The organism is Serratia sp. JKS296 (assembly GCF_900215445.1).
Classification (GTDB): domain Bacteria; phylum Pseudomonadota; class Gammaproteobacteria; order Enterobacterales; family Enterobacteriaceae; genus Serratia; species Serratia marcescens.
This window is the reverse complement of sequence record NZ_OCMX01000001.1, coordinates 1,322,120-1,345,937: the sequence shown is the minus strand read 5'-3', so window position 1 is coordinate 1,345,937 and position 23,818 is coordinate 1,322,120. Positions and strand designations below refer to the sequence as shown.

Here is a 23,818-nt window from a genome sequence, read left to right as displayed (position 1 = left end):
TAATGCCATGAGCCACCGCCTGCACGCCTCACACCTGAAGCTGGGCTACGACAATAAAATCATCGCTGACGATCTGAGCGTGGCGATCCCCGACGGCGCCTTCACGGTGATCGTCGGGCCGAACGCCTGCGGCAAATCGACGCTGTTGCGCGCCCTGTGCCGCCTGCTGAAACCCAGCGCCGGCGAGGTGATGCTGGACGGCAAGAACATCAGCAGCTTCGCCACCAAGGCGCTGGCGCGCGAGCTTGGCCTGCTGCCGCAAACTTCAATCGCGCCGGACAGCATCACCGTGGCGGATCTGGTGTCGCGCGGCCGCTATCCGCATCAGAGCCTGCTGAAACAGTGGACGCAGGCCGACAAACAGGCGGTGGAAGCCGCCATGGCGGCCACCAACGTCAGCCAATTGGCGGACCGCAGCGTCGACGAACTGTCCGGCGGGCAGCGTCAGCGCGTCTGGGTGGCGATGGCGCTGGCGCAGCAAACCCCGCTGCTGCTGCTGGATGAGCCGACCACCTACCTCGACATCGCGCACCAGATTGAGCTGCTGGATCTGTTCCGCCAGCTTAACCGCGAGCGCGGTCAAACCATGATCGCGGTGCTGCACGATCTCAACCACGCCTGCCGCTATGCCGATCACATCATCGCCATGCGCGACGGCAAGATCGTGGCAGAGGGGAAACCGGCGGAGATCATCACCGCCGAACTGGTGGAGCGAGTGTTCGGCATGCCGTGCATGATCATCGACGATCCGCTGTCCCACACGCCGCTGGTGATCCCGCGCGGCCGCTACCACTGCGACACGCCGCAGGCATGAAAAAGGCCGGGTTACCCCGGCCTTTTGGTTACTTCTCCAGCGACACCTGTTTGAAGATGTGTTTGCCGAACGGGTCTATCTCGTAGCCTTTCACTTCCTTGCGCACCGGTTCGAAGATGGTCGAGTGCGCGATCATCAGCGCCGGCATCTGATCGTGCATCATCACCTGCGCCTGCTGGTACATCGCCACCCGTTTGGCGTGATCGTTCTCTTCACGCGCCTGCAGGATCAGCTGGTCGAACGGTTTATAGCACCATTTCGCCGAGTTGGAGCCGCCGAGCGAAGCGCAGGTGAACAGCGGGCCGAAAAAGTTGTCCGGATCGCCGTTGGCGGTGGTCCAGCCCATCAGCGCGGTCTGGTGCTCGCCGTTTTTAATCCGCTGTAAATACTCGCCCCACTCGAAGGTGACGATTTTGGCGCGCACGCCGATCTTGGCCCAGTCGGCCTGGATCATCTCCGCCATGCGCTTGGCGTTGGGGTTATAGGGCCGCTGCACCGGCATCGCCCACAGATCGATGTCGAAGCCCTGCCCCAGCCCGGCCTCCTGCAACAGCTGCTTCGCCCGCTCCGGCGAATACGGGTAGTCTTCAAGCTGCGCGTTGCTGCCCCATTGGGTCGGCGGTAGCAGGTTCTTGGCCGGCTGACCGGCACCGTGGAACACCGCGTCGATGATCGCCGGCTTGTTGACCGCCAGCGCCAACGCCTGGCGCACCTTAACGTTATCCAACGGTTTCTTCTGGGTGTTGAACGCCAGGAAACCGATATTCAAACCGGATTTTTCCATCACCTGAAGGTTGCCGTCCTGCCGCATGCGCGCCAGATCCGCCGGGTTGGGGAACGGCATCACCTGGCACTCGTTCTTTTGCAGCTTGGCGTAACGCACCGTCGCATCCGGCGTGATCGAAAACACCAGCCGGTCGATCTTCGGTTTGCCTTCCCAGTAACGATCGAACGCCTTGTAGAGGATTTTCGCATCCTTCTGGTACTGCACCAGCTGGAACGGCCCGGTGCCGATCGGATCGTTGTCCACCCGCTGCGGCGTGCCGGCCTTCAGCATCGCGTCGGCATATTCCGCCGATAATAGGGTGGCGAAGTACATGCCCAGATCGGCGACGAACGGCGCCTCGGCGCGGGAGAGCTCAAAGCGCACGGTGTGGTCATCCACCTTGACGATCCGGTCAATCAGCGTGCCGAACTCCATCGACTCGAAGTTGGTGTAGGCGCCGTTGGAGACCTTGTGATACGGGTTGTTGGCGTCCTTCTGGCGCATAAACGAGAAGATGACGTCATCGGCGTTGAAATCGCGGGTGGGCGTAAAATATTTATTGCTCTGGAATGCCACGCCCTTGCGCAGATGGAAGGTATAGCGCTTGCCGTCTTCGCTCACCTCCCAGCTTTCCGCCAGGCTGGGTTGCAGCTCGACGGTGCCGGGTTTGAAATCCACCAGCCGGTTGTAGATCGCCGCCGAACTGGCGTCTACCGTGGTGCCGGAGGTGAACAGCTGCGGGTTGAAGCCTTCCGGTGAACCTTCGGAACAGTAGACCAGCGTATTGGCTCGCGCGCCGCCGGCAATCGCCAACGCCAGCAGCCCGATCGTTATTGCTTTTCTTTTCATTGCGCTATCCCCAGTGGTGAAAAAACAGCCCAACGGATAGCAATAAATCATGCAGTTAGCGATGTAAAGGACAAATTCCGCGCATAAAAACGGGCAGGCGCGCAAGCGGCCTGCCCCGGTGAAACAGCGCGATGATGAAATTAAATCATCTGGCTGAAGTTCATCTGCGCCATCAGCTTATAGTTGTCGGCGTAGTCGACCGGAATGGCCACCACCACCGGTCCCTGGATCGCCATCGCCTTGCGCAGCATCGGCCGCAGGTCGTCCACCGACTGCACGGCGAAACCGACCGCGCCGCAGGATTCCGCATAGGCCTTGAAGTCAATCGGCCCAAACTCCACGCCGGATTTGCGCTGGTATTTGTTCACTTCCTGCATCTCCACCATGTTGTAGGCGTTATCGACCCAGATCACGTGCACGATGTTATTTTTCAACCGCACCGCGGTCTCCAGCTCCATGCTCGACTGCATGAAGCCGCCATCGCCGGAGATCGACACCACCTTATCGCCGGGGCGCACCAGCGCCGCGCCGATGGCCCACGGCAGCGCCACCCCCATGGTTTGCTGGCCGTTGGAGATCAACAGCTGGCGGGCGCGGAAGCTGTAAAGGTAACGGGCGATCCAGATGTGGAAGCTGCCCATGTCCACGCACAGCGTCACGTCGTCGCTGACGATGTCCTGCAGCTCCTTGACGATGCGCAGCGGATGGATCGGCATGCCGCCGCGGCGCGCGGCGCGTTCCGCCAGTTCTGTGCGCTGACGGCCGAGATCGGAGAGGATCAGCTCCACCTCCGGCGGCACGCAGACCGCCTCATTGAACGCTTCGGTCATCATGTTCAACGTGGCGCTGATGTTGCCCACCAGTTCGACATCCGGCCGATAGCAGGTGTCGATATCCGCCGGCAGCACGTCGATGTGCACCAGCTTCAGCCGCCCGTGGCTGTTCCACATGCAGGGATCGTATTCGATCGGATCATAGCCGACGCTCACCACCAGATCGGCCTTCTGCAACAGCTGATCGGCCGGCTGGTTGTTGAACAGGCCGACGCGGCCGGCGAAACGGGCGAAGTGGTTGACGTCGATCACCCCCGCCGCCTGATAGGTGCCGACCACCGGCATATGGGTGCGGTACAGCAGATGGCGCACCGCCTCGCTGTTCTCCGGCCGGCTGGCCTGCAAACCGAGCAGCAATACCGGGCATTTGGCCTGGCGAATCAGCTTCACCGCCGCCTGGATGTCGTCCGCCGCCGCGGCCCCCATGCGCGGCAAGCGGCAGCCGGCCAGCACCGGCGCGCTGACCGGTTCATTGACGATATCCATCGGCAGGCTGACGAATGATGCTCCCGGCCGGCCAAACTCGGCGCGGCGGAAGGCGTTGGCGATCACCTCGGAAATCGCCGAACCGGCATGCACTTCGGCGCAATACTTGGTCACTGGCCGGAACATGCTGACGGTATCCATGCTCTGGTGCGTCTGCTTCAGGCTGTCGGCGCGCTTCACCGCCCCGCCAAAGGCCACTACCGCGTCCCCCTCCGAGGTGGCGGTGGCCAGCCCGGTGATCAGGTTGGAGCTGCCCGGCCCGGAGGTGACCAGCGCCACCCCGGCCTTGCCGGTCAGGCGGCCGACCGCCGCCGCCATAAAGGCCGCGTTGGCCTCATGCCGCACCACCACCGTGTCGATCGATGGCGCATCCTCCAGCGAGTCGAACACCCGATCGATCTTGGCGCCCGGAATGCCGAAAACGTGTTTGACGCCCTGCGCTTCCAGGTTTTTCACCACCAAATCGGCGCCGCATTGCCAGTCATTGCCTGTTTTTTCCTGTGCCATGGTTCCACCTCCTAAGAAAACGATCGCCGGGGTTAGCCCTCGGCGGAACGAATCGCGCGATCCAAATCCTCTGGGCAGAGGTTAGCGCGCAAGAAATCCGCATCATGCGGCAACTGAAGATTGAGACGGGTGATGACGCCGAACTGCAGGCGGCCATGATCGAGCTGGTAGTCCAGCACGTGGCCGCCGCCGCTGCGGTCGTCGGTAACGAAGTGTTCGTGATAGCCGGCCACGCCGATGCCCTGCATGTAATCCGGCGAGCGGAAACCGACCAGCGTGCCGCGCCGTTGATGAAACGAGAAGGTCGGCTGCTCTTCTATCGCTTCCAACATCGGGCGGTAGGGCCGCTCCTGGCGCGGCACGGTGCGGGTTTCCACGTGACTGAACTCACCGTCGACCCGTACCGCGCAGAACAGGTTCGGCGAGGCGACCTGTTCGTCGATGCACTGATGCAGTTGCGCCTTGGTAATCGGCCGGTCGAACTGTTGGCTGATGCTGGGCTGGAAAAAGGTGACGACGGCGAAAGGAGTTTTCTGTTGCAAACCGGCTGGGCGGGCGCTGCCGTCGGCGCGCAGCTGGTGTATTTCCTGGTCGAAAGCGATCAGTTCGCCGTCCAGGTGATTGAAGGTGCCGAGGCCGAAATCGCCGTGTTTGAGCAACTCGGCAATGGTGGTTTCACCCTCGTAGACCCCGTCGATGAGCGCGCTCATCAGCGAGATTTGATAGATTTCGCCCTCCCCGGCGTTGATCGACTGCCTGGCAAAACCCTGCGCCAAATGGCGCGCACAGGAACACCCGTGTTTTTCGTTCATGACTCACTCCTCCACCAGCGCGGGATCGCGATTCCGCGCGTTCAAAAGACCCACCGACGGCGGGCCAAGATGCCCCCTAAGGCGCGTTCATCAGTTGGAACGATTCAGCCTGAGGCGACAAAAAAACCGGCACGGCTGGCCGGCCGATATCCAGAACCCACGGCATGATGTGTGAAAGTAAAGGCTCACTAATCATTAATGCTGAGTCGGATATCAAATTGAACGGTTAATCTGGTGTTGGAGCGACAATCAACTCCGCAGGCGGCTCATGCAGCCTGGGAAAAACATCTGTTATTTAGTGCTAAGCGCCGCGAGGTTTATGCGTTTTTTCTCTATACGGCCGGGATGCGGCGGCGTTGAAGCCCGCCGTCAACCCGCAGCCAGAGTAGCCGCAGCGCCGCCGACAGAGAAGCGGGTATTCATAAGAAACGCTTTTGCATATAATGCAAAAATGAATGACGCCCGTTATGTTGAACATCTGCCGATCTTTCTCGACGTGGCCCGCCTGGGCAGCTTTTCCGCCGCCGCTCGCCGGCTGGGCATGGTGCCCTCCTCGCTGGTGCGCCATATCGACGCATTGGAAAGCGCGCTCGGCGCCGCGCTGTTCGTCCGCTCCACCCGTGGGCTGCTGCTGACCGACGCCGGCGAGCTGCTGCTGACGCGCGCCGCCGCGCTGATGGCGGACATTACCGGTATTCACGCCGAGCTGAGCGTGTTAAACGAAACGCCGCAGGGCACGCTGCGCATCAGCTGCCTGCCGACCTTCGGCAAAACCTATGTGCTGCCGCTGCTGCCGACGCTGGCGGAACGCCATCCGCAGCTGTCTGTCGATCTCGATCTGACCGAACGCCAGACCGATCCGACCCAGGAACGGCTGGACGCCGCCCTCCGCATCGGCGAACAGAAGGACAGCGCGCTGTACGCCAGCCGTATCGCCACGCAACGCTGGGTGATGTGCGCCAGCCCCGCCTACGTCGCCCGCTATGGCCTGCCGAGCGATCTGGAAGCGTTGCCGCAGCATCGGCTGATCGCCCGCTACCACAAACAGCAGCCGGCCTGCTGGGCGCAGATCCTCGACGCGGCGCTGATGAGCCGCTGCACCATGGCGCTGCGCTGCGACGACTTCACCGCGCAGCGCCAGGCGGCGCTGCTCGGCCTCGGCATCGCCTTCCTGCCCAACTGGGTGGTGGGGCCGGACGTGCAGAATGGGCAACTGGTTCAGATGCTCGAAGATCCGCGCCATGAGCAGCAAGGCATCTATCTGCTGCGCCCGATGGCGAAGGTGTCCGCCCGGCTGGCGGCCTTCACCGCCCTGCTGCAGCAAACCCTCGGTCAGCCGCCCAGTTGGGGGTAAAGCGGTGTCACCCGGTTGTGCAGCGCCGGATTGTCGCTCTCGTCCTTCAGCTCGATGCCGCTCAGCCGCCGCTGGAACGCCTGCTCCAGCAGCCAGGCCAGACGGAACGCCGCCTGCGGGTAATCCAGCCCCTCCGGCCGCACGTTGGAGATGCAGTTACGCTCGGCGTCCGTTCTGCGCGCATTCGGCTCCCAGGTTAAATAAATGCCCAGGCTGTCCGGCGACGACAGCCCCGGCCGTTCGCCGATCAGCACCGCCACCGCCCGGGCCTGCAGGCATTCGCCGATCTCATCCCCCAGCGCCACCCGCGCCTGATGCGCCAGCACCACCGGCGTCACGCTCAATCCCAGCGTATCGAGATAAGGTCGCAGCGCCTGCAGCAGCGGCAGCGCCTGACGGTGCACCGCCTTGGAGGAGAGGCCGTCCGCCACCACCAGCAGCAGATCGACACGGCGCGATGGTGAGCCGAGCAGCAGACTGCGGCTGTCCGGCGCCAATCGCCGCCCCAGATCCGGTCGGCGCAGGTAGGCGGCGCGGTCGGCGGCCTGGCTGTGCACCGCCAGCGTGGGCCAACCGGCCTCGTGCAAATCCGCCGCCAGCCGCTCGCTGTCGAAAGGCTGATGCACCGCGTCGCGCGCCTGGGCATGGGCCAGGCCGAAGCGCAGCAGCTCGTCGGTCGGCAGGCTGGCGCCGGTGCGCCCCAGCGCGATGCGCGCGTCGGTAAAAGCGCGCAGCGCGTCCCAACTGTTGACGTGAACCGATTTGCTCATGTCCGTTCTCCCTGCAGCGCCAGCAACAACGGGTGATTGGCGGCGGCGTCGCGCAGCCGCCCGCGTTCGTCGGTGATGTTCATCGCCGCCAGCCAGGCGGCGAACTCCGGCGCATGCTTCAGCCCCAGCAGCTCGCGGATATAGAGCGCGTCATGGAACGAGGTGCTTTGGTAGTTGAGCATGATGTCGTCCGCGCCCGGCACGCCGATCAGGAACGTCAACCCGGCGGCGGCCAACAGCGTCAGCAGTGTGTCCATGTCGTCCTGATCGGCTTCGGCATGGTTGGTGTAGCAGACGTCGCAGCCCAGCGGTAGGCCGAGCAGCTTGCCGCAGAAGTGGTCCTCCAGCCCGGCGCGAATAATTTGCTTGCCGTCATACAGGTATTCGGGGCCGATAAACCCCACCACGGTGTTGATCAGCAGCGGTGAGAAATGGCGCGCCACCGCATAGGCGCGCGCCTCGCAGGTCTGCTGATCGACGCCGTGATGCGCGTTGGCCGACAGGCAACTGCCCTGCCCGGTTTCGAAGTACATCACGTTATCGCCCAATGTGCCGCGCCTAAGGCTCAGCGCCGCCTGCTGCGCCTCCGCCAGCAGCGCCAGGCTGATGCCGAAACCACGGTTGGCCGTCTCGGTGCCGGCGATCGACTGAAACACCAGATCCACCGGCGCGCCGCGCTCCATCAGCCGCAGCGTGTTGGTCACATGGGTCAGCACGCAGGATTGGGTGGGAATGGCGAAGCGCTGGATCACCTCGTCCAGCATATAGTTGAGCTTTTCCAGCAGCGGCAGGCTGTCGCTGGCCGGGTTGATGCCGACCACCGCGTCGCCGCTGCCGTACAGCAGACCGTCCAGCATGCTGGCGGCGATGCCCTGCAGGCTGTCGGTCGGGTGATTGGGCTGCAGCCGCACGCTGAGGTGGCCCGGCAGACCGATCGTGTTGCGAAAGCGCGTCACCACTCGGCATTTCTTCGCCACCAGGATCAGATCCTGATTGCGCATGATCTTGCTTACCGCCGCCGCCATCTCCGGCGTAATGCCGGCGGCCACCTGCGCCAGCATGGCGCTGTCCGCCTGCTCGCTCAGCAGCCAGTCGCGAAAATCGCCGACCGTGAGGTGCGAGATGGGCTCAAAGGCGGCGGCGTCGTGGCTGTCGATGATCAGGCGCGTCACCTCGTCCTGTTCGTACGGCACCAGCGGCTGCTGCAGGAACGCCTTGAGCGGCACATCCGCCAGCGCGATGCGCGCCGCCATGCGCTCTTCGGCGCTTTGCGCCGCCACCTCCGCCAGATAATCGCCGGAACGCGCCGGCGAAGCCTTCGCCATCAGCTGGCGCAGATCGCCAAAGCGATAGCCGCGTTGGCCCACCGTTGCCTGATACATAGCCCCCTCCCTTGCCCCGAGTGACGAGATAACAACCCTGCACCAAGTGTAGTCAGTGGGAAAAGAAAATTATTTTGCACGCGATCGCCGCCATCACGCTTCTCTCCATTTCACCCGCCGCCGCTTCGGGTTACAGTAGCCGCGAAAACAGGAGGGGTGATGGATCCGCAACGGCAAATTATCGACTGGCTGCAACAAGATAGCGCGCGCATGGCCGCCCTGCGCACCGTGCGCCGGCTCGGCCTGAATGACTGGTGCCTCGGCGCCGGCTTTGTGCGCAACCTGGTGTGGGATCGGCGCCACGGCTATGTGGAGCCCACGCCGCTCAACGATATCGACGTGATCCACTTCGATGCGCAGCGGGCGGACGCCGAACGCGATCGCATGCTGGAGGTGCGGCTGCAACAGTGGCTGCCGCAGCCGTGGTCGGTCAAGAATCAGGCGCGGATGCACCTGCGCGGCGGCCGGGCGCCTTACCGCAACAGCGAAGAGGCCATCAGCTTCTGGACCGAAGTGGAAACGGCGATCGGCGCGCGCCTGAACGCCGACGACAGCATCACGCTGGTGGCCCCCTTCGGGCTCGCGGCGCTGTTCGACGACACCATTACCTTCAACGCGAAAAACGGCGATCGCGCGGCCTATGCCCAGCGCGTGGTCGACAAAGGCTGGCTGCAGCGTTGGCCGCGTCTGCGGCAGGTAAAGATTTAGCCGCCGCTGCCGATACCCTGAACAGCGAGATCCAGACTCAGGGAGAGCAACCATGTCGACCACCATCACCATGATCGTACCGATCAAGAATACCGTCCCCGGCGTCAGCAACGTCTTCAGCGCGCCGGGCCATCAGGGCGAATTGCTGATGGCCAAGCCGGTCAACAACCAGCCGCAAGGCGGCAAGATGGAGAAAAACGAACGCGCCAACGGCAATGACGAACCGGTTAATCTCAACGAAAGCCGCGCCTCGGCGCGCATCAAGGCGCTGAACCGGCAGATTCAGGCGCTGCAGCAAAAGCTGGTGGAACTGAAGGACTCCGACGCCGATCCTAAGGAAATCGAAAAGCAGAAACAGCTGATCGAAGCGCAGATCAAGATGTTGCAAGCCGAGATCGCGCGCATCCAGAAAGAAGAAATGGAAAAGCAGCAGCAGGAGCAAATGGAAAAAGCCGCGGCGCGAGCCGGCGACGGCGTAAACCGCCCAACGCCGCTCAACGCGGTGGACGTCTATATCTGAGTCAATATTCCGCGTTTTCCCGCCGGCGCTGTTGCAGCAGCGCCGCCTGCTGACGCGCCACCTGCCAGATGGCCTCCGCCGCCGGCGTCAGCGAGCGGTTCTTGCGCCGCACCAGCATCAGCGCGCGGTTAATTTCCGGCACCAGCCGCCGTACCCGAAGCCGCCCCCCTTCCGGCAGCGGCAGCGCCAACGCCGGGAAAATGCTGATGCCGATCCCCTCCGCCACCATCGGGAACAGCGTCGCCGGATGGCCGATTTCCTGCACCACCTGCGCTTCGACCCCCTGCTGCCTCAGCGCGCTGTCGATCAGCGGCCGGCTGCCCGACGCATAATCCTGCAGCACCAGACGGCAGCCGTTCAATGCCGACCAACGCACCGCCTGCTGCGCAGCAAACGGGTGATCGTCGCGGCACAGCAACAGGAACGGTTCATGCAGCACCGCTTCGCACTCCAGATCCACCGCTTGCACCGGATCGACCACGATGCCGAAATCCACCTCGGCGTTACGCACGCTGTGCAGCACCTGCTGCTGCGCCTGATCGCGCAGCATGATGCGGATCTCAGGGTATTGGCGCTCGCCGGCGGCGATGCACTGCGGCATCAGATGGGCGGAAATGGTCTGGCTCGTCGCCACCCGCACCGTGCCGCTGCGCTGTACGCCAAAGCTGCGCGCATCCAGCAAAGCAGCCTGCAGTTCGTCCAGCAACCGTTCAACCCGGTTGGCCAGCCGCAGGCCGGCGTCGGTCAACACCACTTCACGCGTGGTGCGATCCAGCAAACGCACGCCGACCTCCGCCTCCAGCTCTTTCACGCTGTGGCTGACCGCCGATTGCGTCAGGCCGATCGCCTCGCCGGCGCGGCTGAAGCTGCCGTGGCGGGCGACAACGACGAACACCCGCAGCTGTTTGAGTGAGTAATTCATGTGTTTTATTCATAGATGAATTAAATAAATCAATTTAATTATTGTATCCCCGCGCGGGAGAATAGCCCCATCGATTTTCTACCCGAGCGCATCGCCATGAGATTCCTGCCCGATCGTTTTACCCTGACGCTGATCGCCACCGTGCTGCTGGCGTCGTTCCTGCCGGCGCGCGGCGAGTTCGTCGGCTGGCTCAACGCCCTGACCATCGCCGCCATCGCCCTGCTGTTCTTCATGCACGGCGCCAAGCTGTCGCGCGAGGCCATCCTGACCGGCAGCAATAACTGGCGGCTGCATCTGTGGGTGATGTTCAGCACCTTCATCATTTTTCCGGCGCTGGGGATGCTGTTCGCCTGGTGGGCGCCGATCGACGTCAGCCCCGAGCTGTACGCCGGTTTCATCTATCTGTGCATCCTGCCCGCCACCGTGCAGTCAGCCATCGCCTTCACCTCGCTGGCGGGCGGCAACGTGGCGGCGGCGGTGTGCAGCGCCTCCGCCTCCAGCCTGCTGGGGATCTTCGTGTCGCCGCTGTTGGTCGGCCTGCTGATGAACGTGCATGGTGATACCGGCAGCCTGCGGCAGGTGGGCTCGATCGTGCTGCAGCTGCTGGTGCCGTTCGTCGCCGGCCACCTGCTGCGGCCGCTGATCGGCGGTTGGATCGAGCGCCATCGCCCGCTTATCGGCAAAACCGACCAGACCTCGATTCTGCTGGTGGTGTACGCCGCCTTCAGCGAGGCGGTGACGCACGGCATCTGGCATCAGGTAGGGATCGGTTCGCTGGCGTTTATCGTCGGCGGCAGCATCGTGCTGCTGGCGATCGTGCTGGTGGTGAACACTTACATGGCGCGCTGGCTGGGGTTCAGCAAAGCGGACGAAATCACCATCGTGTTCTGCGGATCGAAGAAGAGCCTGGCGAACGGCATTCCGATGGCCAATATCCTGTTCCCGGCGGCGACGGTGGGGATCATGGTGCTGCCGCTGATGGTGTTTCATCAGGTGCAGTTGATGACCTGCGCAGTGCTGGCCAAAAGGTATCAACGCAAGCAGCAAACGCAGCAGGCGGTGCCCAACGCGCAGGCGTCGCGCGGGTAAAAAAAGACGGGCCGAGGCCCGTCAGATCAGCTTTTCTTCAGCGGCTTGACCAGGTGGTCAAGCCCTTCGATTTTAATCGCCAGCGTCATCTCCATCAGCATGCCGAGCTTGCCTTTGGGGAATTCGCCCTTACGGGCGAACCACAGCAGGTACTCTTCGGGCAGGTCGATCAGCACCCGCCCTTGGTACTTGCCGAACGGCATCACGGTGTTGGCGATCTCCAGCAGGTTTTCCTTTTCCATCAGTCACCCAGCAGGCGGATCATTTCCGCTTCGTCGATCACGTCGATACCCAGCTCCTGCGCCTTCGCCAGCTTGGAGCCGGCCGCCTCGCCGGCGATCACCAGATCGGTTTTCTTCGACACGCTGCCGCTGACCTTGGCGCCCAGCGCCGTCAGGCGATCTTTGGCTTCGTCGCGCGACAGCTGGCTCAGCGAGCCGGTCAGCACCACGGTTTTTCCGGCGAACGGGCTGTCTATCTCTTCCGCTACCACCACCACCGGCGCCGGCCAGCGGATGCCGATCTCGGCGCCCACCAGCTCGTTGATCACCTGCTGATTGAGCGCTTCATCGAGGAAATTGCGGGTGTGTTTGGCCACCACTTCGCCGACGTCCGGCACTTCTTTCAGCGCCTCGATATCGGCGGCGAACAGCTTTTCCAGCGAACCGAAATGCGCAGCCAGGTTGGCGGCGGTCGCTTCACCGACCTCGCGAATGCCAAGCGCATACAGAAAACGGGCGAAGGTGGTCTGCTTGGATTTCTCCAACGCGTTGACCAGATTCTGCGCCGATTTCGGCCCCATGCGATCCAGACCGGTCAGAATGCCGGCGGACAGGCGGAACAGATCGGCCGGGTTCTTCACGTACTCCTTGTCCACCAGCTGCTCGATGATCTTGTCACCCATGCCCTCGACGTCCAGCGCGCGACGGGAAACGAAGTGCTTCAACGCCTCTTTGCGCTGCGCGCCGCAGATCAGCCCGCCGGTGCAGCGCGCCACGGCTTCGCCTTCCACGCGCTCAACGTCGGAGCCGCACACCGGACAGTGCAGCGGGAACACCACTTCGCGCGCATCCTGCGGCCGACGGTCTTCCAGCACCCCCACCACCTGCGGGATCACGTCGCCGGCGCGGCGCACGATCACCGTATCGCCGATGCGCAGCCCCAACCGCTCAATTTCATCGGCGTTGTGCAAGGTCGCATTGCTGACGGTCACCCCGGCCACCAGCACCGGCTCAAGGCGGGCCACCGGCGTAATCGCGCCGGTGCGGCCAACCTGAAACTCCACTTCGCGCACCACGGTGATCTGCTCCTGCGCCGGGAATTTGAACGCCGTCGCCCAGCGCGGCGCACGCGCCACGAAGCCCAGCGTTTCCTGCAGATCGATATCGTCAATCTTGATCACTACGCCGTCGATGTCGAAACCGAGCTGTGCGCGGTCCTGCTCGACCTGGCGATAGAACGCCAGCACTTCCTCGCTGCCGGTGCGGCGCTGGGCGCGATCGCTGACCGGCAGGCCCCAGGCCTTGAACTGCATCAGGCGCTCAAAGTGGCTGCGCGGCAGCTCGCCGCCTTCCAGCAGGCCGACGCCGTAGCAGAAGAAGGTCAGCGGGCGTTTGGCGGTAATGCGCGGATCGAGCTGGCGCAGCGAGCCGGCGGCGGCGTTGCGCGGGTTGGCGAATACCTTGCCGTCTTTGCGCCGCGCCTCTTCGTTCATCTGTTCAAAACCGGCCTGCGGCATGAACACTTCGCCGCGCACTTCCAGCCGGCGCGGGATATTGTCGCCGGTCAGGCGCAACGGGATGGCGCGAATGGTGCGCACGTTGGTAGTGATGTTCTCGCCGGTGGTGCCGTCGCCGCGCGTCGCCGCGCGCACCAGTTCGCCGTCTTCATACAGCAGGCTGACCGCCAGGCCATCCAGCTTCAGTTCGCAGCAGAAGGTCAGCGGATCGCTGCTTTTGAGCCTGTCCTGCACGCGCTTGTAAAACGCCAGGAAGCTTTCTTCGTCGAATACGTTGTCCAGCGACAGCATCGGCACTTCGTGACGCACCTGGTCGAACGCCGCCAGCGGCGCCGCGCCCACGCGCTGGGTCGGTGAATCGGCGGTGATCAGTTCCGGATGCGCGCTCTCCAGCTCGCGCAGTTCGCGCATCAGGCGGTCATATTCCGCATCCGGCACTTCCGGCGCATCCAGTACATGATACTGGTATTCATGATGGCGCAGTGTGGCTCGTAGTTGATTGATTTGTTGGATTATCGATTCCATGGCTCACCATCAAAGATAAAAAACCCCCGGCTAGCGGGGGCTTTGTTGTTACGGATGTTCAGTGCGCGCGGCAACCCGGTCAGGCGTTGTTTTCCAACACTTCACGGATACGCGCTTTGTAGGTTTCCAGCTTCTGCGGCGTCATCATGCGGCGCTCGTCGTCCAGCACCACGCCGCCCACGTCGTCGGCGATGCGCTGCGCCGACTGCAGCATCAGCTTGAAGTTCTGATTGGCGTCGCCGTAAGACGGCACCATCATGAACATCGACACGCCCGGCGTGGAGAAGTCGGACATCATGTCAGGATCGAACGACCCCGGCTTGACCATGTTCGCCAGGCTGAACAGCACCGGGCCGCTGCCGGCCGGGCTGATATGACGGTGGAAGATGCCCATCTCGCCAAACTGGAAGCCCGCTTGCAACACGCTCTGCAGCAGCACTTCGCCGCCGATCACGCCGCCCTGATGGGCCGCGACATGCAGCACCAGCACGGTCTCTTTCAGTTTAGCCTGAACTGGCGCAGCGGCCGGCTGTTGCGGCTGCGGTGCAGGTTCCGACGCAGGCTTGACTTCCGGCGCTGGCTGCACAGGGGCGGGTTCGGCGTGGAATGCCGGTTCCGCCGCCAGCGGCGCCTCATGTTCATGCGGCAGATCGTCAACGCGCGGCTCGCGGCGCGCGGCCGGTTGCGATTGCTGCGGCTCGGCCGGTTCTTCGTCCGGCGCGTAGTTGTTCAGCAGGATGTCATCATACTCCGGCCGCTGAGACAGCGGAGGCGGCGTCTGATGAGCGGCCGGCTGAACGGCGCGGGGCGCAGGCGCAGCCGCCGGAGCGGGCTTCGGCGCGGCCACGGGTTCTTCGCGTGCGGCATCGAAATGGCCGAATGACGGCTCGTCTTGCGGGTGAGCGGCGCGTACGCGCACCTCACCGACGCCTTCTTCGAGATCGTCGATCGGAGTTTGTTCACGTTCCTTTTGGGAACGTTTGGCTGGGCGATCGCGGAAGAGCGCTGACCGTTCTTTGCGACTGGTCCACAGACCGTGCAATAACAGCGCTATTATGGCGATCGCGCCAACAACGATTAATATCAGACGCAAATCCTGCATCATTGCTATCTCTGTTGTTCCAATACATTGCCACCGCGGCAAACATTCACTCTTTAACTCTATTTGCCCGCGCACACAAGTGCAAGTCCGTGCTGAACTTTATGCCAATAAAGATGATTATACTGCCTTTTTCTGCTGGTTTTTCAGCCAACCCTACCCTAGCCAGTGGAAAATCATCCCTATATGATAATGATGCCTGTTCAGACAACGAGATAACTTAAGATATGTCCTATACGCAGCCCCCTCCCCGATCGACCAGCGGCATTCACTATTTCGCCGAAGGCTGGCGCCTGATTTCACGCCCGGGGATTAAACGCTATGTGGTCCTGCCGTTGCTGGTCAACGTGCTGCTGATGGGTTCCGCTTTCTGGTGGCTGTTCAGCCGCCTCGGCGACTGGATCCCGGCGATGATGAGCCACGTTCCCGACTGGCTGCAATGGTTGAGCTACCTGCTGTGGCCGCTGGCGGTCATTTCGGTGCTGCTGGTGTTCAGCTATCTGTTCAGCACCATCACCAATCTGATCGCCGCGCCGTTCTGCGGTCTGCTGGCCGAACAGCTCGAAGGCAGCCTGACCGGCAAACCGCTGCCGGACACCGGTCTGCTCGGCATCGCCAAAGATCTGCCGCGCATCATGGCGCGCGAATGGCGCAAACTGATGTATTACCTGCCGCGCGCGCTGCTGCTGCTGGCGCTGTACTTCGTGCCCGGCATCGGCCAGACGGTGGCGCCGGTGCTGTGGTTCCTGTTCAGCGCCTGGATGCTGGCGATTCAGTATTGCGACTATCCGTTCGATAACCACAAGGTGAGCTTTGCCGACATGCGCCGCGCACTGCGCCAGCACAAAACCGACAACCTGCAGTTCGGCGCGCTGGTCAGCCTGTTTACCATGATCCCGATCCTCAACCTGGTGATCCTGCCGGTCGCCGTCTGCGGCGCCACCGCGATGTGGGTCGATCGCTACCGCTCGCAATTCGTCCGATAACCGCCGTTTTTTGCCGCCGACAGCGCGGAAATTGTCGACAGGGCGCGCATTTCGCGCCCTTATCATTGTGCTTAAAACTTATTTCCTAATAACATATAGATATACCAATTCTTTACTTCCCTGCCGGTACTGTTAGCGTATGCTTTCGATGTTCCCCACATTTTCATAGAGTTAAAGGACGGGCTATGAGCAAGATATATGAAGACAACTCATTAACAATCGGCCATACGCCGCTGGTTCGTCTGAACCGTATCGGCAACGGACGCATTCTGGCCAAGGTTGAATCACGCAACCCGAGCTTCAGCGTCAAATGCCGCATCGGTGCCAATATGATTTGGGATGCGGAACAACGCGGTGTGCTGACCGCCGGCAAGGAACTGGTGGAGCCGACCAGCGGCAACACCGGCATCGCGCTGGCCTTCGTCGCCGCCGCGCGCGGTTACAAGCTGACGCTGACCATGCCGGAAACCATGAGCATCGAACGCCGCAAGCTGCTCAAGGCGCTGGGCGCCAATCTGGTGCTGACCGAAGGGGCGAAAGGCATGAAAGGCGCCATCGCCAAAGCGGAGGAGATCGTCGCCACCGATCCAAACCGTTACCTGATCCTGCAACAGTTCAGCAACCCGGCCAACCCGGCCATCCATGAAAAAACCACCGGCCCGGAAATCTGGGAAGACACCGATGGGGAAGTCGATGTGTTCATCTCCGGCGTCGGCACCGGCGGCACATTGACCGGCGTCAGCCGCTACATCAAGAACACCAAAGGCAAGGCCATCACCACCGTGGCGGTCGAGCCGACCGACTCGCCGGTCATCAGCCAGGCACTGGCCGGTGAAGAGCTGAAACCGGGCCCGCACAAGATCCAGGGCATCGGCGCCGGCTTCATACCGGGCAACCTCGATCTTGACCTGGTGGATCGCGTCGAAAAAATCTCCAACGACGAAGCCATCAGCATGGCACGCCGCCTGATGGACGAAGAAGGCATCCTGGCAGGCATCTCCTCCGGCGCAGCGGTCGCAGCGGCGGTAAAACTGGCCGAAGAACCGGCGTTCGCCGACAAGACCATTGTGGTCATCCTGCCCTCTTCCGGCGAACGTTATCTCAGCACCGCGCTGTTCGCCGATCTGTTCACCGAGCAGGAATTGCAGCAGTAATTCCGCCACTGCACAAATCGCTAAAAAAGCACCCTGCGGGGTGCTTTTTTGTGGACTGGATCAAACTTTATAGCAGTCCAAGATTGCTTTTGCCCGTCGCCTTTAGTATTTAACGGTGCATTATTTCGATGCGCAAAATTAATCACTCTCCGAGCCTGGTCGAGGCTGAATCGATTTACTCATCTGTCGCCGACGCGGCGAATCGGGCATAATGGGGAGCGGATTGGAACGACGTCTAAAGCCGAGTTTTTTGATCTGAAGTGCCTAACGCGTCGTTTTCTGTTGCATCAACGTTCGCCCCTGTCCATAGTCAGGCGCTATAACCAGACAAGTTAAAGTCAGGCCCCTGGGCTAAACTTTAACTCCACAACATTAATCCAATAAGTTGGGGAAACATCAATGTTCCAGCAAGAAGTTACTATTACCGCTCCGAATGGTCTGCATACTCGCCCTGCCGCTCAGTTCGTTAAAGAAGCCAAAGGCTTCACGTCTGACATCACCGTGACCTCCAACGGCAAAAGCGCCAGCGCTAAAAGCCTGTTCAAACTGCAAACTCTGGGGCTGACTCAAGGGACCGTAGTGACCATCTCAGCTGAAGGTGAAGACGAGCAGAAAGCCGTTGAGCACTTGGTAAAACTGATGGCAGAGCTTGAGTAATCGGCCCGTCTTTTTAGTTAACACCAGTCAAGAGTAAGGTAGGGTTATGATTTCAGGCATTTTAGTATCACCGGGCATCGCTTTTGGTAAGGCTCTCTTGCTGAAAGAAGACGACATCGTCATCAACCGGAAGAAAATCTCTGCTGATCAAGTAGAGCAGGAAGTCTCGCGTTTTCTGGCTGGCCGCGCGAAAGCGTCCGAACAGCTGGAAGCGATCAAGACCAAAGCTGGCGAAACCTTCGGCGAAGAGAAGGAAGCTATCTTCGAAGGCCACATCATGTTGCTGGAAGACGAAGAGCTTGAGCAGGAAATCATAGCCCTAATCAAAGACGATCTGGCCTCCGCAGACGCCGCCGCCTACACCGTGATCGAAGGCCAGGCGAAAGCGTTGGAAGAGCTGGACGACGAATACCTGAAAGAACGCGCCGCCGACGTGCGCGACATCGGCAAACGCCTGCTGCAGAACATTCTGGGCATGCCGATCGTCGATCTGGGTTCCATTCAGGACGAAGTGATCCTGGTGGCCACCGATCTGACCCCGTCCGAGACCGCGCAGCTGAACCTGGACAAAGTGCTGGGCTTCATCACCGATCTCGGCGGCCGCACCTCCCACACCTCTATCATGGCGCGCTCCCTGGAGCTGCCGGCGATCGTCGGCACCAGCGACGTGACCAAGCAGGTGAAAAACGACGACTACCTGATTCTGGATGCGGTTAACAACAAAATTTACGTTAACCCGACCGCTGATGTGATCGATCAGCTGAAAGCCGCCCAGAACCAATACATCACCGAGAAAAACGATCTGGCCAAGCTGAAGGATCTGCCGGCGATTACGCTGGACGGCCATCAGGTTGAAGTCTGCGCCAACATCGGCACCGTGCGCGACGTCGCGGGTGCAGAGCGCAACGGCGCGGAAGGCGTCGGCCTGTATCGTACCGAATTCCTGTTCATGGATCGCGACTCGCTGCCGACCGAAGACGAGCAGTTCCAGGCTTATAAAGCCGTGGCAGAAGCCATGGGCTCGCAGGCTGTGATCGTCCGCACCATGGACATCGGCGGCGACAAAGACCTGCCGTACATGAACCTGCCGAAGGAAGAGAACCCGTTCCTCGGCTGGCGCGCCATCCGCATCGCGATGGACCGCCGTGAAATCCTGCACGCCCAGCTGCGCGCCATCCTGCGCGCCTCGGCGTTCGGCAAACTGCGCATCATGTTCCCGATGATCATCTCCGTGGAAGAAGTGCGCGATCTGAAAGGCGAAATCGAGACGCTGAAGGCGCAACTGCGCGAAGAAGGCAAGGCGTTTGACGAGAGCATCGAAGTGGGCGTGATGGTGGAAACACCGGCTGCGGCGGTCATCGCTCACCACCTGGCGAAAGAAGTCGACTTCTTTAGTATTGGGACAAACGATCTAACCCAGTATACTCTGGCGGTAGATCGCGGCAACGAGCTGATTTCTCATCTCTATAACCCGATGTCCCCATCAGTGCTTGGCCTGATCAAACAGGTTATTGATGCATCTCACGCGGAAGGCAAGTGGACCGGCATGTGCGGCGAACTGGCTGGCGATGAGCGTGCTACACTGTTGTTATTGGGCATGGGGCTGGATGAGTTCAGCATGAGTGCGATTTCAATCCCGCGCATCAAGAAAATTATTCGTAACACGAATTTCGAAGATGTGAAGGCGTTGGCAGCGCAGGCCTTGGCACAGCCAACGGCACAAGACCTGATGAATTGCGTCAATAAATTCATCGAAGAAAAAACGCTCTGCTAAACTTCCACGACACTGGAACGCCGCCCAATTTAATGCTTAGGAGAAGATCATGGGTTTGTTCGATAAACTGAAATCTCTGGTTTCTGATGACAAGAAAGACACGGGCACTATCGAGATCGTCGCTCCCCTTTCTGGCGAAATCGTCAATATCGAAGATGTGCCGGACGTAGTGTTCGCTGAAAAAATCGTTGGCGACGGTATCGCCATCAAACCGGCCGGCAACAAAATGGTTGCTCCGGTTGACGGCACCATCGGCAAGATTTTCGAAACCAACCATGCATTCTCTATCGAATCCGACAGCGGCATTGAGCTGTTCGTCCACTTCGGCATCGATACCGTAGAACTGAAAGGCGAAGGCTTCAAACGCATCGCCGAAGAAGGCCAGCGCGTCAAGAAAGGCGACGTCGTTATCGAGTTCAACCTGCCACTGCTGGAAGAGAAAGCCAAGTCTACCCTGACGCCGGTCGTTATCTCCAACATGGACGAGATCAAAGAGCTGATCAAACTGTCGGGCAGCGTGACCGTTGGCGAAACCCCGATCATCCGCATCAAGAAGTAATCGCGGATGAGCAAGAAAAACGGCGCCCTCGGCGCCGTTTTTTTTTATCCCCTTCGTCTTTCGAACCGCAGCGTTGTTGGCCGCACGTGCTCACCCCGGTCACTTACCGGAGTAAGCTCCCGGAGATTCCCCCGCTTGCCGCCTAGCTGCAATTCGAAATCCTTTGGGTATGCCGCGGATAATAGGCGTTATCGGCGCAGGCAGTTTGAACATGGACAGCGCGCAACCTTCGAAGCGTACACGCAGTACGTGACGAAGGCGTGCACTGCCCTAGTTCAAAATGGCAAGTAAGATAGTCTATTATTGCCAGCGCGGGATACGCAGGGTAATGACCAGCCCCTCTTTGTCGCCGTTGCGCGCCTCAACCTGGCCACCGTGCGCCAACACCACCTTGCGGGTAATCGCCAGCCCCAGGCCGTAGCCCTTGCCCGACTGCGCCGACTTCACGCGCACGAACGGATCGAAGATGCTCGACAGCTTCGCCTCTTCGACCCCCGGCCCCTGATCGCTGACGGCGATCTGGAACTGGTTATCGACGCGCGACAGCGCCACCGTCACCCGCTGCCCGTGGATGGAAAAGCGCAGCGCATTGCGCACGATGTTGTCCACCGCTCGCCGCATCAGCTCCGCATTGCCCTTGACGGTATACTCCACGTCCGATTCGGCCTGCAGCACGATATCCACGCCGGGCACCTGCGCCTCGTAGCGCGCATCGCTCACCACCGCATCCACCAGGCCGTACAGATCGAAATACTCTTCGTCCGGCAGGCTGCTGTGTTCGGTACGCGACAGCGCCAGCAGCTCGCCGATCATTTTGTCCAGCCGCCCCGACTCATGTTCGATGCGCTTGAGCGAGGTTTCGACGTTGCCGGCATTCTGTCGCGCCAGTCCGATCGCCAGCTGCAGGCGCGCCAACGGTGAACGCAGCTCGTGCGAGACGTCGTGCAACAGCTGCTCGCGGGCGCTGACCAACAGCTCCAGGCGTTCGGCCATAGTGTCGAAATCGCGCGCCACGTCGGACAGCTCGTCATGGCGGCGCCGCATCGTCGGAAACAGCCGCACCGAGAGATCGCCCTGCGCCACCCGATCCAGGCCGCCGCGCAGCTGACGCATCGGCCGGGTCAGGTTCCAGGCCAGCACGGCGCTGAACAGCAAACCGCCCAGCCCGCCGACCCACAGCATCGGCGCAGGAATGTTGAAGAAGTGGGAACGCCGCTCCGGCCGATACTCTTCCCGCAGCCCGCGCACGTCATAGCTCAGCCAGTAACCCTGCCCTTCCCCGGTCTGCACCCAGGCGGAAATCGCTTTCGGCATCCGCCGCCCTTCAAACACCGGTTCTTCCGGCGCAGGCGGCGGTTGGGTCATTGGCGTCACCGACAGCAGACGCCGATCGTCCTCGGGCCAGTCGCGCATCAAGGCTTCCAGCGCCGGCATGCCGCCGCGGCGCAACTGAGTGGCGGCCGAGGTCAGCTGCAGGCCGATGACCCGCCGCGCCATGACGTTCTCCGGCGGCACATAGCGATCGCCATAGAGAGAAAACGCCACCCACAGCGCCTGCGTCATGATGAGAAAGGTCAGCCAAAAGCCGAGTAAAATTTTCCAGAACAGTCTTCCGCGCATGTCAGGTTACCGAATGCGATAGCCGATGCTGCGCACCGTCTCGATGCTGAGCTTACTGCCGGCCAGCGCGCTCAGCTTCTGGCGGATATTGCTGATATGCACGTCCACGCTGCGATCATAGGCCTCGCGCGGGCGCCCCAGCCCCTTCTCGGACAGTTCGTCCTTCGATACCACACGATCCGGCGCGCGCAGCAACAGCTCCAACAGATTGAATTCCGAAGCGGTCAGATCAAACGCCTTACCGCGCCATTCGCTGCTGCGGGTTGAAGGGTTCAGCGTCAGCTCGCCGAAGCTGATGGCGGCCTCCTCGTCCGCCTCTTGCGGCCGCTCTTCGAAACGGCGCAGCACCGCGCGCAGACGCGCCACCAATTCGCGCGGGTAGCACGGTTTGGGCATGTAATCGTCAGCGCCCATCTCCAGGCCAATCACCCGATCGATGTTGTCGCCTTTGGCGGTCAGCATGATGATCGGCAGCCGGCTCTTTTTACGCACATCGCGCAGCACGTCGATGCCGCTCATGTCCGGCAGCATGATGTCGAGGATCATCGCGGTATAGTCGCCCGACAGCGCGCCCTCAACCCCCGCCTTGCCGGTCAGCACCAGCGTGGCGTCGAAGCCTTCGCCCGTCAGGTATTCGCTCAGCATGGTGCCAAGCTCCAGGTCATCGTCGACCAGTAAAATTTTCATGCCTTGCTCCTTCACCGATTTTCGTTATTTTCCCGCCAATTCCGCCGGCCCGCAGCCGGTTTTACTCAATCCTTACACATCGCTCTTTGCGTCTCGCCACCGTTATTGTGGTCGCTGCCGCGCAATTTCTCTACTTCAGTCATGGCATTGGCGCACGAGCAAGCGGCAGCTACCACGCAAGCGGGGCTGCCGTCTGTCGGAAGGAAAGTGGGAAAGATTCTCCCGACGGAACACACCGCCGGGAAGGAGCGATCAGTCGAACACGCCGGTAGAGAGGTAACGGTCGCCGCGATCGCAGACGATCGCCACCACCACGCTGCCAGGATGGGCCGCCGCGATGCGCAAGGCGCCGGCTACGGCACCGCCGGAGCTGACGCCGCAGAAAATGCCTTCACGCTGCGCCAACTGGCGCATGGTCTGCTCGGCATCGCCCTGTTCGATATCCAACACCTGATCCACCAGCTCCGGGCGGAAAATCCCCGGCAGGTAAGCGGGCGACCAACGGCGAATGCCGGGGATGCTGCTGCCCTCCGCAGGCTGCAGGCCGACGATCTGCACCTGCGGATTCTGGCTCTTCAGGTAACCGCCCACGCCGGTAATGGTGCCGGTGGTGCCCATGCTGGAAACGAAGTGCGTGATGCGCCCTTCGGTCTGGCGCCAGATCTCCGGGCCGGTGGTGGTGAAGTGGGCATAGGGATTGTCGAGATTGTTAAACTGATCCAGCACCTTGCCCTGCCCCTGGCGCTGCATCTCCAGCGCCAGATCGCGCGCCCCTTCCATCCCCTGCTCACGGCTGACCAGGATCAGTTCCGCACCGTAGGCGCGCATCGCCGCCTGCCGCTCCAGGCTCATGTTCTCCGGCATCAGCAGCTTCAGCGCATAGCCTTTCAATGCAGCGATCATCGCCAGTGCAATGCCGGTGTTGCCGCTGGTAGCCTCGATCAGCACGTCGCCGGGCTTGATCTCCCCGCGCAGCTCCGCCTGCTGGATCATCGCCAACGCGGCGCGATCCTTCACCGATCCCGCCGGGTTATTGCCTTCCAGTTTGACCCATACCTCGCTGCCCGCCTGGGCGGCCAGCCGTTGCAGTTGTACCAGCGGGGTATTCCCGATGCATTGTTCGAGCGTTGTCACGATCTTTGCCTGTGTGTTGGTGTGCGTAAAGTAAAAAGGCAACCCCGGGGTTGCCTTGAAGAAAAGGACGGCT

The 23,818-nt window shown here is 61.5% G+C and carries 22 protein-coding genes; 10 read left to right on the top strand and 12 right to left on the bottom strand.

The window, feature by feature from the left end:
* Positions 1 to 7 precede the first annotated feature (7 nt).
* Positions 8 to 814, top strand: coding sequence for an ABC transporter ATP-binding protein (locus tag CRO23_RS06345; RefSeq protein ID WP_016926799.1), 807 nt, complete (start codon positions 8 to 10; stop codon positions 812 to 814).
* Between the two features lie 28 nt (positions 815 to 842).
* Here CRO23_RS06345 and CRO23_RS06340 read toward each other — a convergent pair whose 3' ends face one another.
* From CRO23_RS06340 to budA, 3 genes are all read right to left on the bottom strand, one after another.
* Entirely contained in the window at positions 843 to 2,429 is a 1,587-nt protein-coding gene (locus CRO23_RS06340) for an ABC transporter substrate-binding protein (RefSeq protein WP_016926798.1), read from the bottom strand.
* A 140-nt stretch (positions 2,430 to 2,569) separates the two neighbouring features.
* On the bottom strand, positions 2,570 to 4,255 hold the full coding sequence (gene alsS / locus CRO23_RS06335; protein ID WP_016926797.1) for an acetolactate synthase AlsS: 1,686 nt from the start codon (positions 4,253 to 4,255) through the stop codon (positions 2,570 to 2,572).
* A 32-nt stretch (positions 4,256 to 4,287) separates the two neighbouring features.
* Positions 4,288 to 5,067: an acetolactate decarboxylase gene (budA, locus tag CRO23_RS06330; protein WP_004936416.1), complete on the bottom strand. Its 780-nt coding sequence runs from the start codon at positions 5,065 to 5,067 to the stop codon at positions 4,288 to 4,290.
* A 451-nt stretch (positions 5,068 to 5,518) separates the two neighbouring features.
* Between budA and CRO23_RS06325 the strand changes: the two genes are divergently transcribed.
* The gene (locus CRO23_RS06325) at positions 5,519 to 6,421 is read left to right on the top strand and encodes a LysR family transcriptional regulator (protein ID WP_079450332.1); all 903 of its coding nucleotides are present in this window, start codon (positions 5,519 to 5,521) and stop codon (positions 6,419 to 6,421) included.
* On the opposite strand, the gene eutC is transcribed toward CRO23_RS06325, so the two are convergent.
* Together eutC and CRO23_RS06315 are read right to left on the bottom strand one after the other, a co-directional pair.
* Entirely contained in the window at positions 6,400 to 7,191 is a 792-nt protein-coding gene (gene eutC / locus CRO23_RS06320) for an ethanolamine ammonia-lyase subunit EutC (RefSeq protein ID WP_097101577.1), read from the bottom strand. The genes CRO23_RS06325 and eutC overlap by 22 nt on opposite strands.
* Entirely contained in the window at positions 7,188 to 8,573 is a 1,386-nt protein-coding gene (locus CRO23_RS06315; protein ID WP_016926794.1) for an ethanolamine ammonia-lyase subunit EutB, read from the bottom strand. The genes eutC and CRO23_RS06315 overlap by 4 nt, the downstream gene beginning before the upstream one ends.
* Positions 8,574 to 8,732: 159 nt before the next feature.
* Between CRO23_RS06315 and CRO23_RS06310 the strand changes: the two genes are divergently transcribed.
* On the top strand, positions 8,733 to 9,281 hold the full coding sequence (locus CRO23_RS06310; protein ID WP_016926793.1) for a nucleotidyltransferase family protein: 549 nt from the start codon (positions 8,733 to 8,735) through the stop codon (positions 9,279 to 9,281).
* A 52-nt stretch (positions 9,282 to 9,333) separates the two neighbouring features.
* Entirely contained in the window at positions 9,334 to 9,801 is a 468-nt protein-coding gene (locus CRO23_RS06305; protein ID WP_016926792.1) for a FlxA-like family protein, read from the top strand.
* A gap of 1 nt (position 9,802) precedes the next feature.
* On the opposite strand, the gene CRO23_RS06300 is transcribed toward CRO23_RS06305, so the two are convergent.
* Complete coding sequence (locus tag CRO23_RS06300; protein WP_016926791.1) at positions 9,803 to 10,723, bottom strand: LysR family transcriptional regulator; 921 nt, start codon at positions 10,721 to 10,723, stop codon at positions 9,803 to 9,805.
* Between the two features lie 96 nt (positions 10,724 to 10,819).
* On the opposite strand from CRO23_RS06300, the gene CRO23_RS06295 reads away from it, so the two are divergent.
* The gene (locus CRO23_RS06295) at positions 10,820 to 11,812 is read left to right on the top strand and encodes a bile acid:sodium symporter family protein (protein WP_097101575.1); all 993 of its coding nucleotides are present in this window, start codon (positions 10,820 to 10,822) and stop codon (positions 11,810 to 11,812) included.
* A 26-nt stretch (positions 11,813 to 11,838) separates the two neighbouring features.
* Here CRO23_RS06295 and CRO23_RS06290 read toward each other — a convergent pair whose 3' ends face one another.
* The 3 genes from CRO23_RS06290 to zipA all read right to left on the bottom strand — a co-directional run bounded on the left by CRO23_RS06290 (position 11,839) and on the right by zipA (position 15,180).
* Positions 11,839 to 12,054 carry a DUF3820 family protein gene (locus CRO23_RS06290; RefSeq protein ID WP_004936441.1) on the bottom strand — a complete coding sequence of 72 codons (216 nt, stop codon included), beginning with the start codon at positions 12,052 to 12,054 and terminating at the stop codon, positions 11,839 to 11,841.
* Positions 12,054 to 14,075 carry an NAD-dependent DNA ligase LigA gene (ligA, locus tag CRO23_RS06285; protein ID WP_028127765.1) on the bottom strand — a complete coding sequence of 674 codons (2,022 nt, stop codon included), beginning with the start codon at positions 14,073 to 14,075 and terminating at the stop codon, positions 12,054 to 12,056. The genes CRO23_RS06290 and ligA overlap by 1 nt, the downstream gene beginning before the upstream one ends.
* A gap of 79 nt (positions 14,076 to 14,154) precedes the next feature.
* Positions 14,155 to 15,180, bottom strand: a complete 1,026-nt coding sequence (gene zipA, locus CRO23_RS06280) for a cell division protein ZipA (RefSeq protein WP_016926788.1) — start codon at positions 15,178 to 15,180, stop codon at positions 14,155 to 14,157.
* 221 nt (positions 15,181 to 15,401) lie between these two features.
* Between zipA and cysZ the strand changes: the two genes are divergently transcribed.
* From cysZ to crr, 5 genes are all read left to right on the top strand, one after another.
* Positions 15,402 to 16,160 carry a sulfate transporter CysZ gene (cysZ, locus tag CRO23_RS06275; protein WP_033639704.1) on the top strand — a complete coding sequence of 253 codons (759 nt, stop codon included), beginning with the start codon at positions 15,402 to 15,404 and terminating at the stop codon, positions 16,158 to 16,160.
* Between the two features lie 185 nt (positions 16,161 to 16,345).
* Entirely contained in the window at positions 16,346 to 17,314 is a 969-nt protein-coding gene (gene cysK, locus CRO23_RS06270; RefSeq protein ID WP_016926786.1) for a cysteine synthase A, read from the top strand.
* Between the two features lie 399 nt (positions 17,315 to 17,713).
* Complete coding sequence (ptsH, locus tag CRO23_RS06265; RefSeq protein ID WP_004936458.1) at positions 17,714 to 17,971, top strand: phosphocarrier protein Hpr; 258 nt, start codon at positions 17,714 to 17,716, stop codon at positions 17,969 to 17,971.
* A 46-nt stretch (positions 17,972 to 18,017) separates the two neighbouring features.
* Positions 18,018 to 19,745, top strand: a complete 1,728-nt coding sequence (ptsI, locus tag CRO23_RS06260; RefSeq protein ID WP_015378671.1) for a phosphoenolpyruvate-protein phosphotransferase PtsI — start codon at positions 18,018 to 18,020, stop codon at positions 19,743 to 19,745.
* Positions 19,746 to 19,794: 49 nt separating this feature from the next.
* A complete protein-coding gene (gene crr, locus CRO23_RS06255) occupies positions 19,795 to 20,304 on the top strand; it encodes a PTS glucose transporter subunit IIA (protein WP_004936467.1) in 510 nt (169 codons plus the stop codon).
* A gap of 300 nt (positions 20,305 to 20,604) precedes the next feature.
* On the opposite strand, the gene CRO23_RS06250 is transcribed toward crr, so the two are convergent.
* The 3 genes from CRO23_RS06250 to cysM all read right to left on the bottom strand — a co-directional run bounded on the left by CRO23_RS06250 (position 20,605) and on the right by cysM (position 23,745).
* Positions 20,605 to 21,924 carry an ATP-binding protein gene (locus CRO23_RS06250; RefSeq protein WP_079452164.1) on the bottom strand — a complete coding sequence of 440 codons (1,320 nt, stop codon included), beginning with the start codon at positions 21,922 to 21,924 and terminating at the stop codon, positions 20,605 to 20,607.
* Between the two features lie 6 nt (positions 21,925 to 21,930).
* Positions 21,931 to 22,611, bottom strand: a complete 681-nt coding sequence (locus CRO23_RS06245) for a response regulator transcription factor (protein ID WP_016926783.1) — start codon at positions 22,609 to 22,611, stop codon at positions 21,931 to 21,933.
* Between the two features lie 252 nt (positions 22,612 to 22,863).
* Positions 22,864 to 23,745, bottom strand: coding sequence for a cysteine synthase CysM (cysM, locus tag CRO23_RS06240; protein WP_028127766.1), 882 nt, complete (start codon positions 23,743 to 23,745; stop codon positions 22,864 to 22,866).
* Positions 23,746 to 23,818 lie beyond the last annotated feature (73 nt).

Bases quoted from the DNA above. Each gene is read 5' to 3' on its own strand.
- CRO23_RS06250 (WP_079452164.1), bottom strand. From the start codon at position 21,924: ATGCGCGGAAGACTGTTCTGGAAAATTTTACTCGGCTTTTGGCTGACC.
- cysK (WP_016926786.1), top strand. From the start codon at position 16,346: ATGAGCAAGATATATGAAGACAACTCATTAACAATCGGCCATACGCCG.
- CRO23_RS06245 (WP_016926783.1), bottom strand. From the start codon at position 22,611: ATGAAAATTTTACTGGTCGACGATGACCTGGAGCTTGGCACCATGCTG.
- alsS (WP_016926797.1), bottom strand. From the start codon at position 4,255: ATGGCACAGGAAAAAACAGGCAATGACTGGCAATGCGGCGCCGATTTG.
- budA (WP_004936416.1), bottom strand. From the start codon at position 5,067: ATGAACGAAAAACACGGGTGTTCCTGTGCGCGCCATTTGGCGCAGGGT.
- CRO23_RS06325 (WP_079450332.1), top strand. From the start codon at position 5,519: ATGAATGACGCCCGTTATGTTGAACATCTGCCGATCTTTCTCGACGTG.
- CRO23_RS06315 (WP_016926794.1), bottom strand. From the start codon at position 8,573: ATGTATCAGGCAACGGTGGGCCAACGCGGCTATCGCTTTGGCGATCTG.
- CRO23_RS06295 (WP_097101575.1), top strand. From the start codon at position 10,820: ATGAGATTCCTGCCCGATCGTTTTACCCTGACGCTGATCGCCACCGTG.
- eutC (WP_097101577.1), bottom strand. From the start codon at position 7,191: ATGAGCAAATCGGTTCACGTCAACAGTTGGGACGCGCTGCGCGCTTTT.
- CRO23_RS06300 (WP_016926791.1), bottom strand. From the start codon at position 10,723: ATGAATTACTCACTCAAACAGCTGCGGGTGTTCGTCGTTGTCGCCCGC.
- CRO23_RS06340 (WP_016926798.1), bottom strand. From the start codon at position 2,429: ATGAAAAGAAAAGCAATAACGATCGGGCTGCTGGCGTTGGCGATTGCC.
- ptsH (WP_004936458.1), top strand. From the start codon at position 17,714: ATGTTCCAGCAAGAAGTTACTATTACCGCTCCGAATGGTCTGCATACT.
- CRO23_RS06310 (WP_016926793.1), top strand. From the start codon at position 8,733: ATGGATCCGCAACGGCAAATTATCGACTGGCTGCAACAAGATAGCGCG.
- ptsI (WP_015378671.1), top strand. From the start codon at position 18,018: ATGATTTCAGGCATTTTAGTATCACCGGGCATCGCTTTTGGTAAGGCT.
- CRO23_RS06345 (WP_016926799.1), top strand. From the start codon at position 8: ATGAGCCACCGCCTGCACGCCTCACACCTGAAGCTGGGCTACGACAAT.
- CRO23_RS06305 (WP_016926792.1), top strand. From the start codon at position 9,334: ATGTCGACCACCATCACCATGATCGTACCGATCAAGAATACCGTCCCC.
- ligA (WP_028127765.1), bottom strand. From the start codon at position 14,075: ATGGAATCGATAATCCAACAAATCAATCAACTACGAGCCACACTGCGC.
- cysZ (WP_033639704.1), top strand. From the start codon at position 15,402: ATGTCCTATACGCAGCCCCCTCCCCGATCGACCAGCGGCATTCACTAT.
- zipA (WP_016926788.1), bottom strand. From the start codon at position 15,180: ATGATGCAGGATTTGCGTCTGATATTAATCGTTGTTGGCGCGATCGCC.
- crr (WP_004936467.1), top strand. From the start codon at position 19,795: ATGGGTTTGTTCGATAAACTGAAATCTCTGGTTTCTGATGACAAGAAA.
- CRO23_RS06290 (WP_004936441.1), bottom strand. From the start codon at position 12,054: ATGGAAAAGGAAAACCTGCTGGAGATCGCCAACACCGTGATGCCGTTC.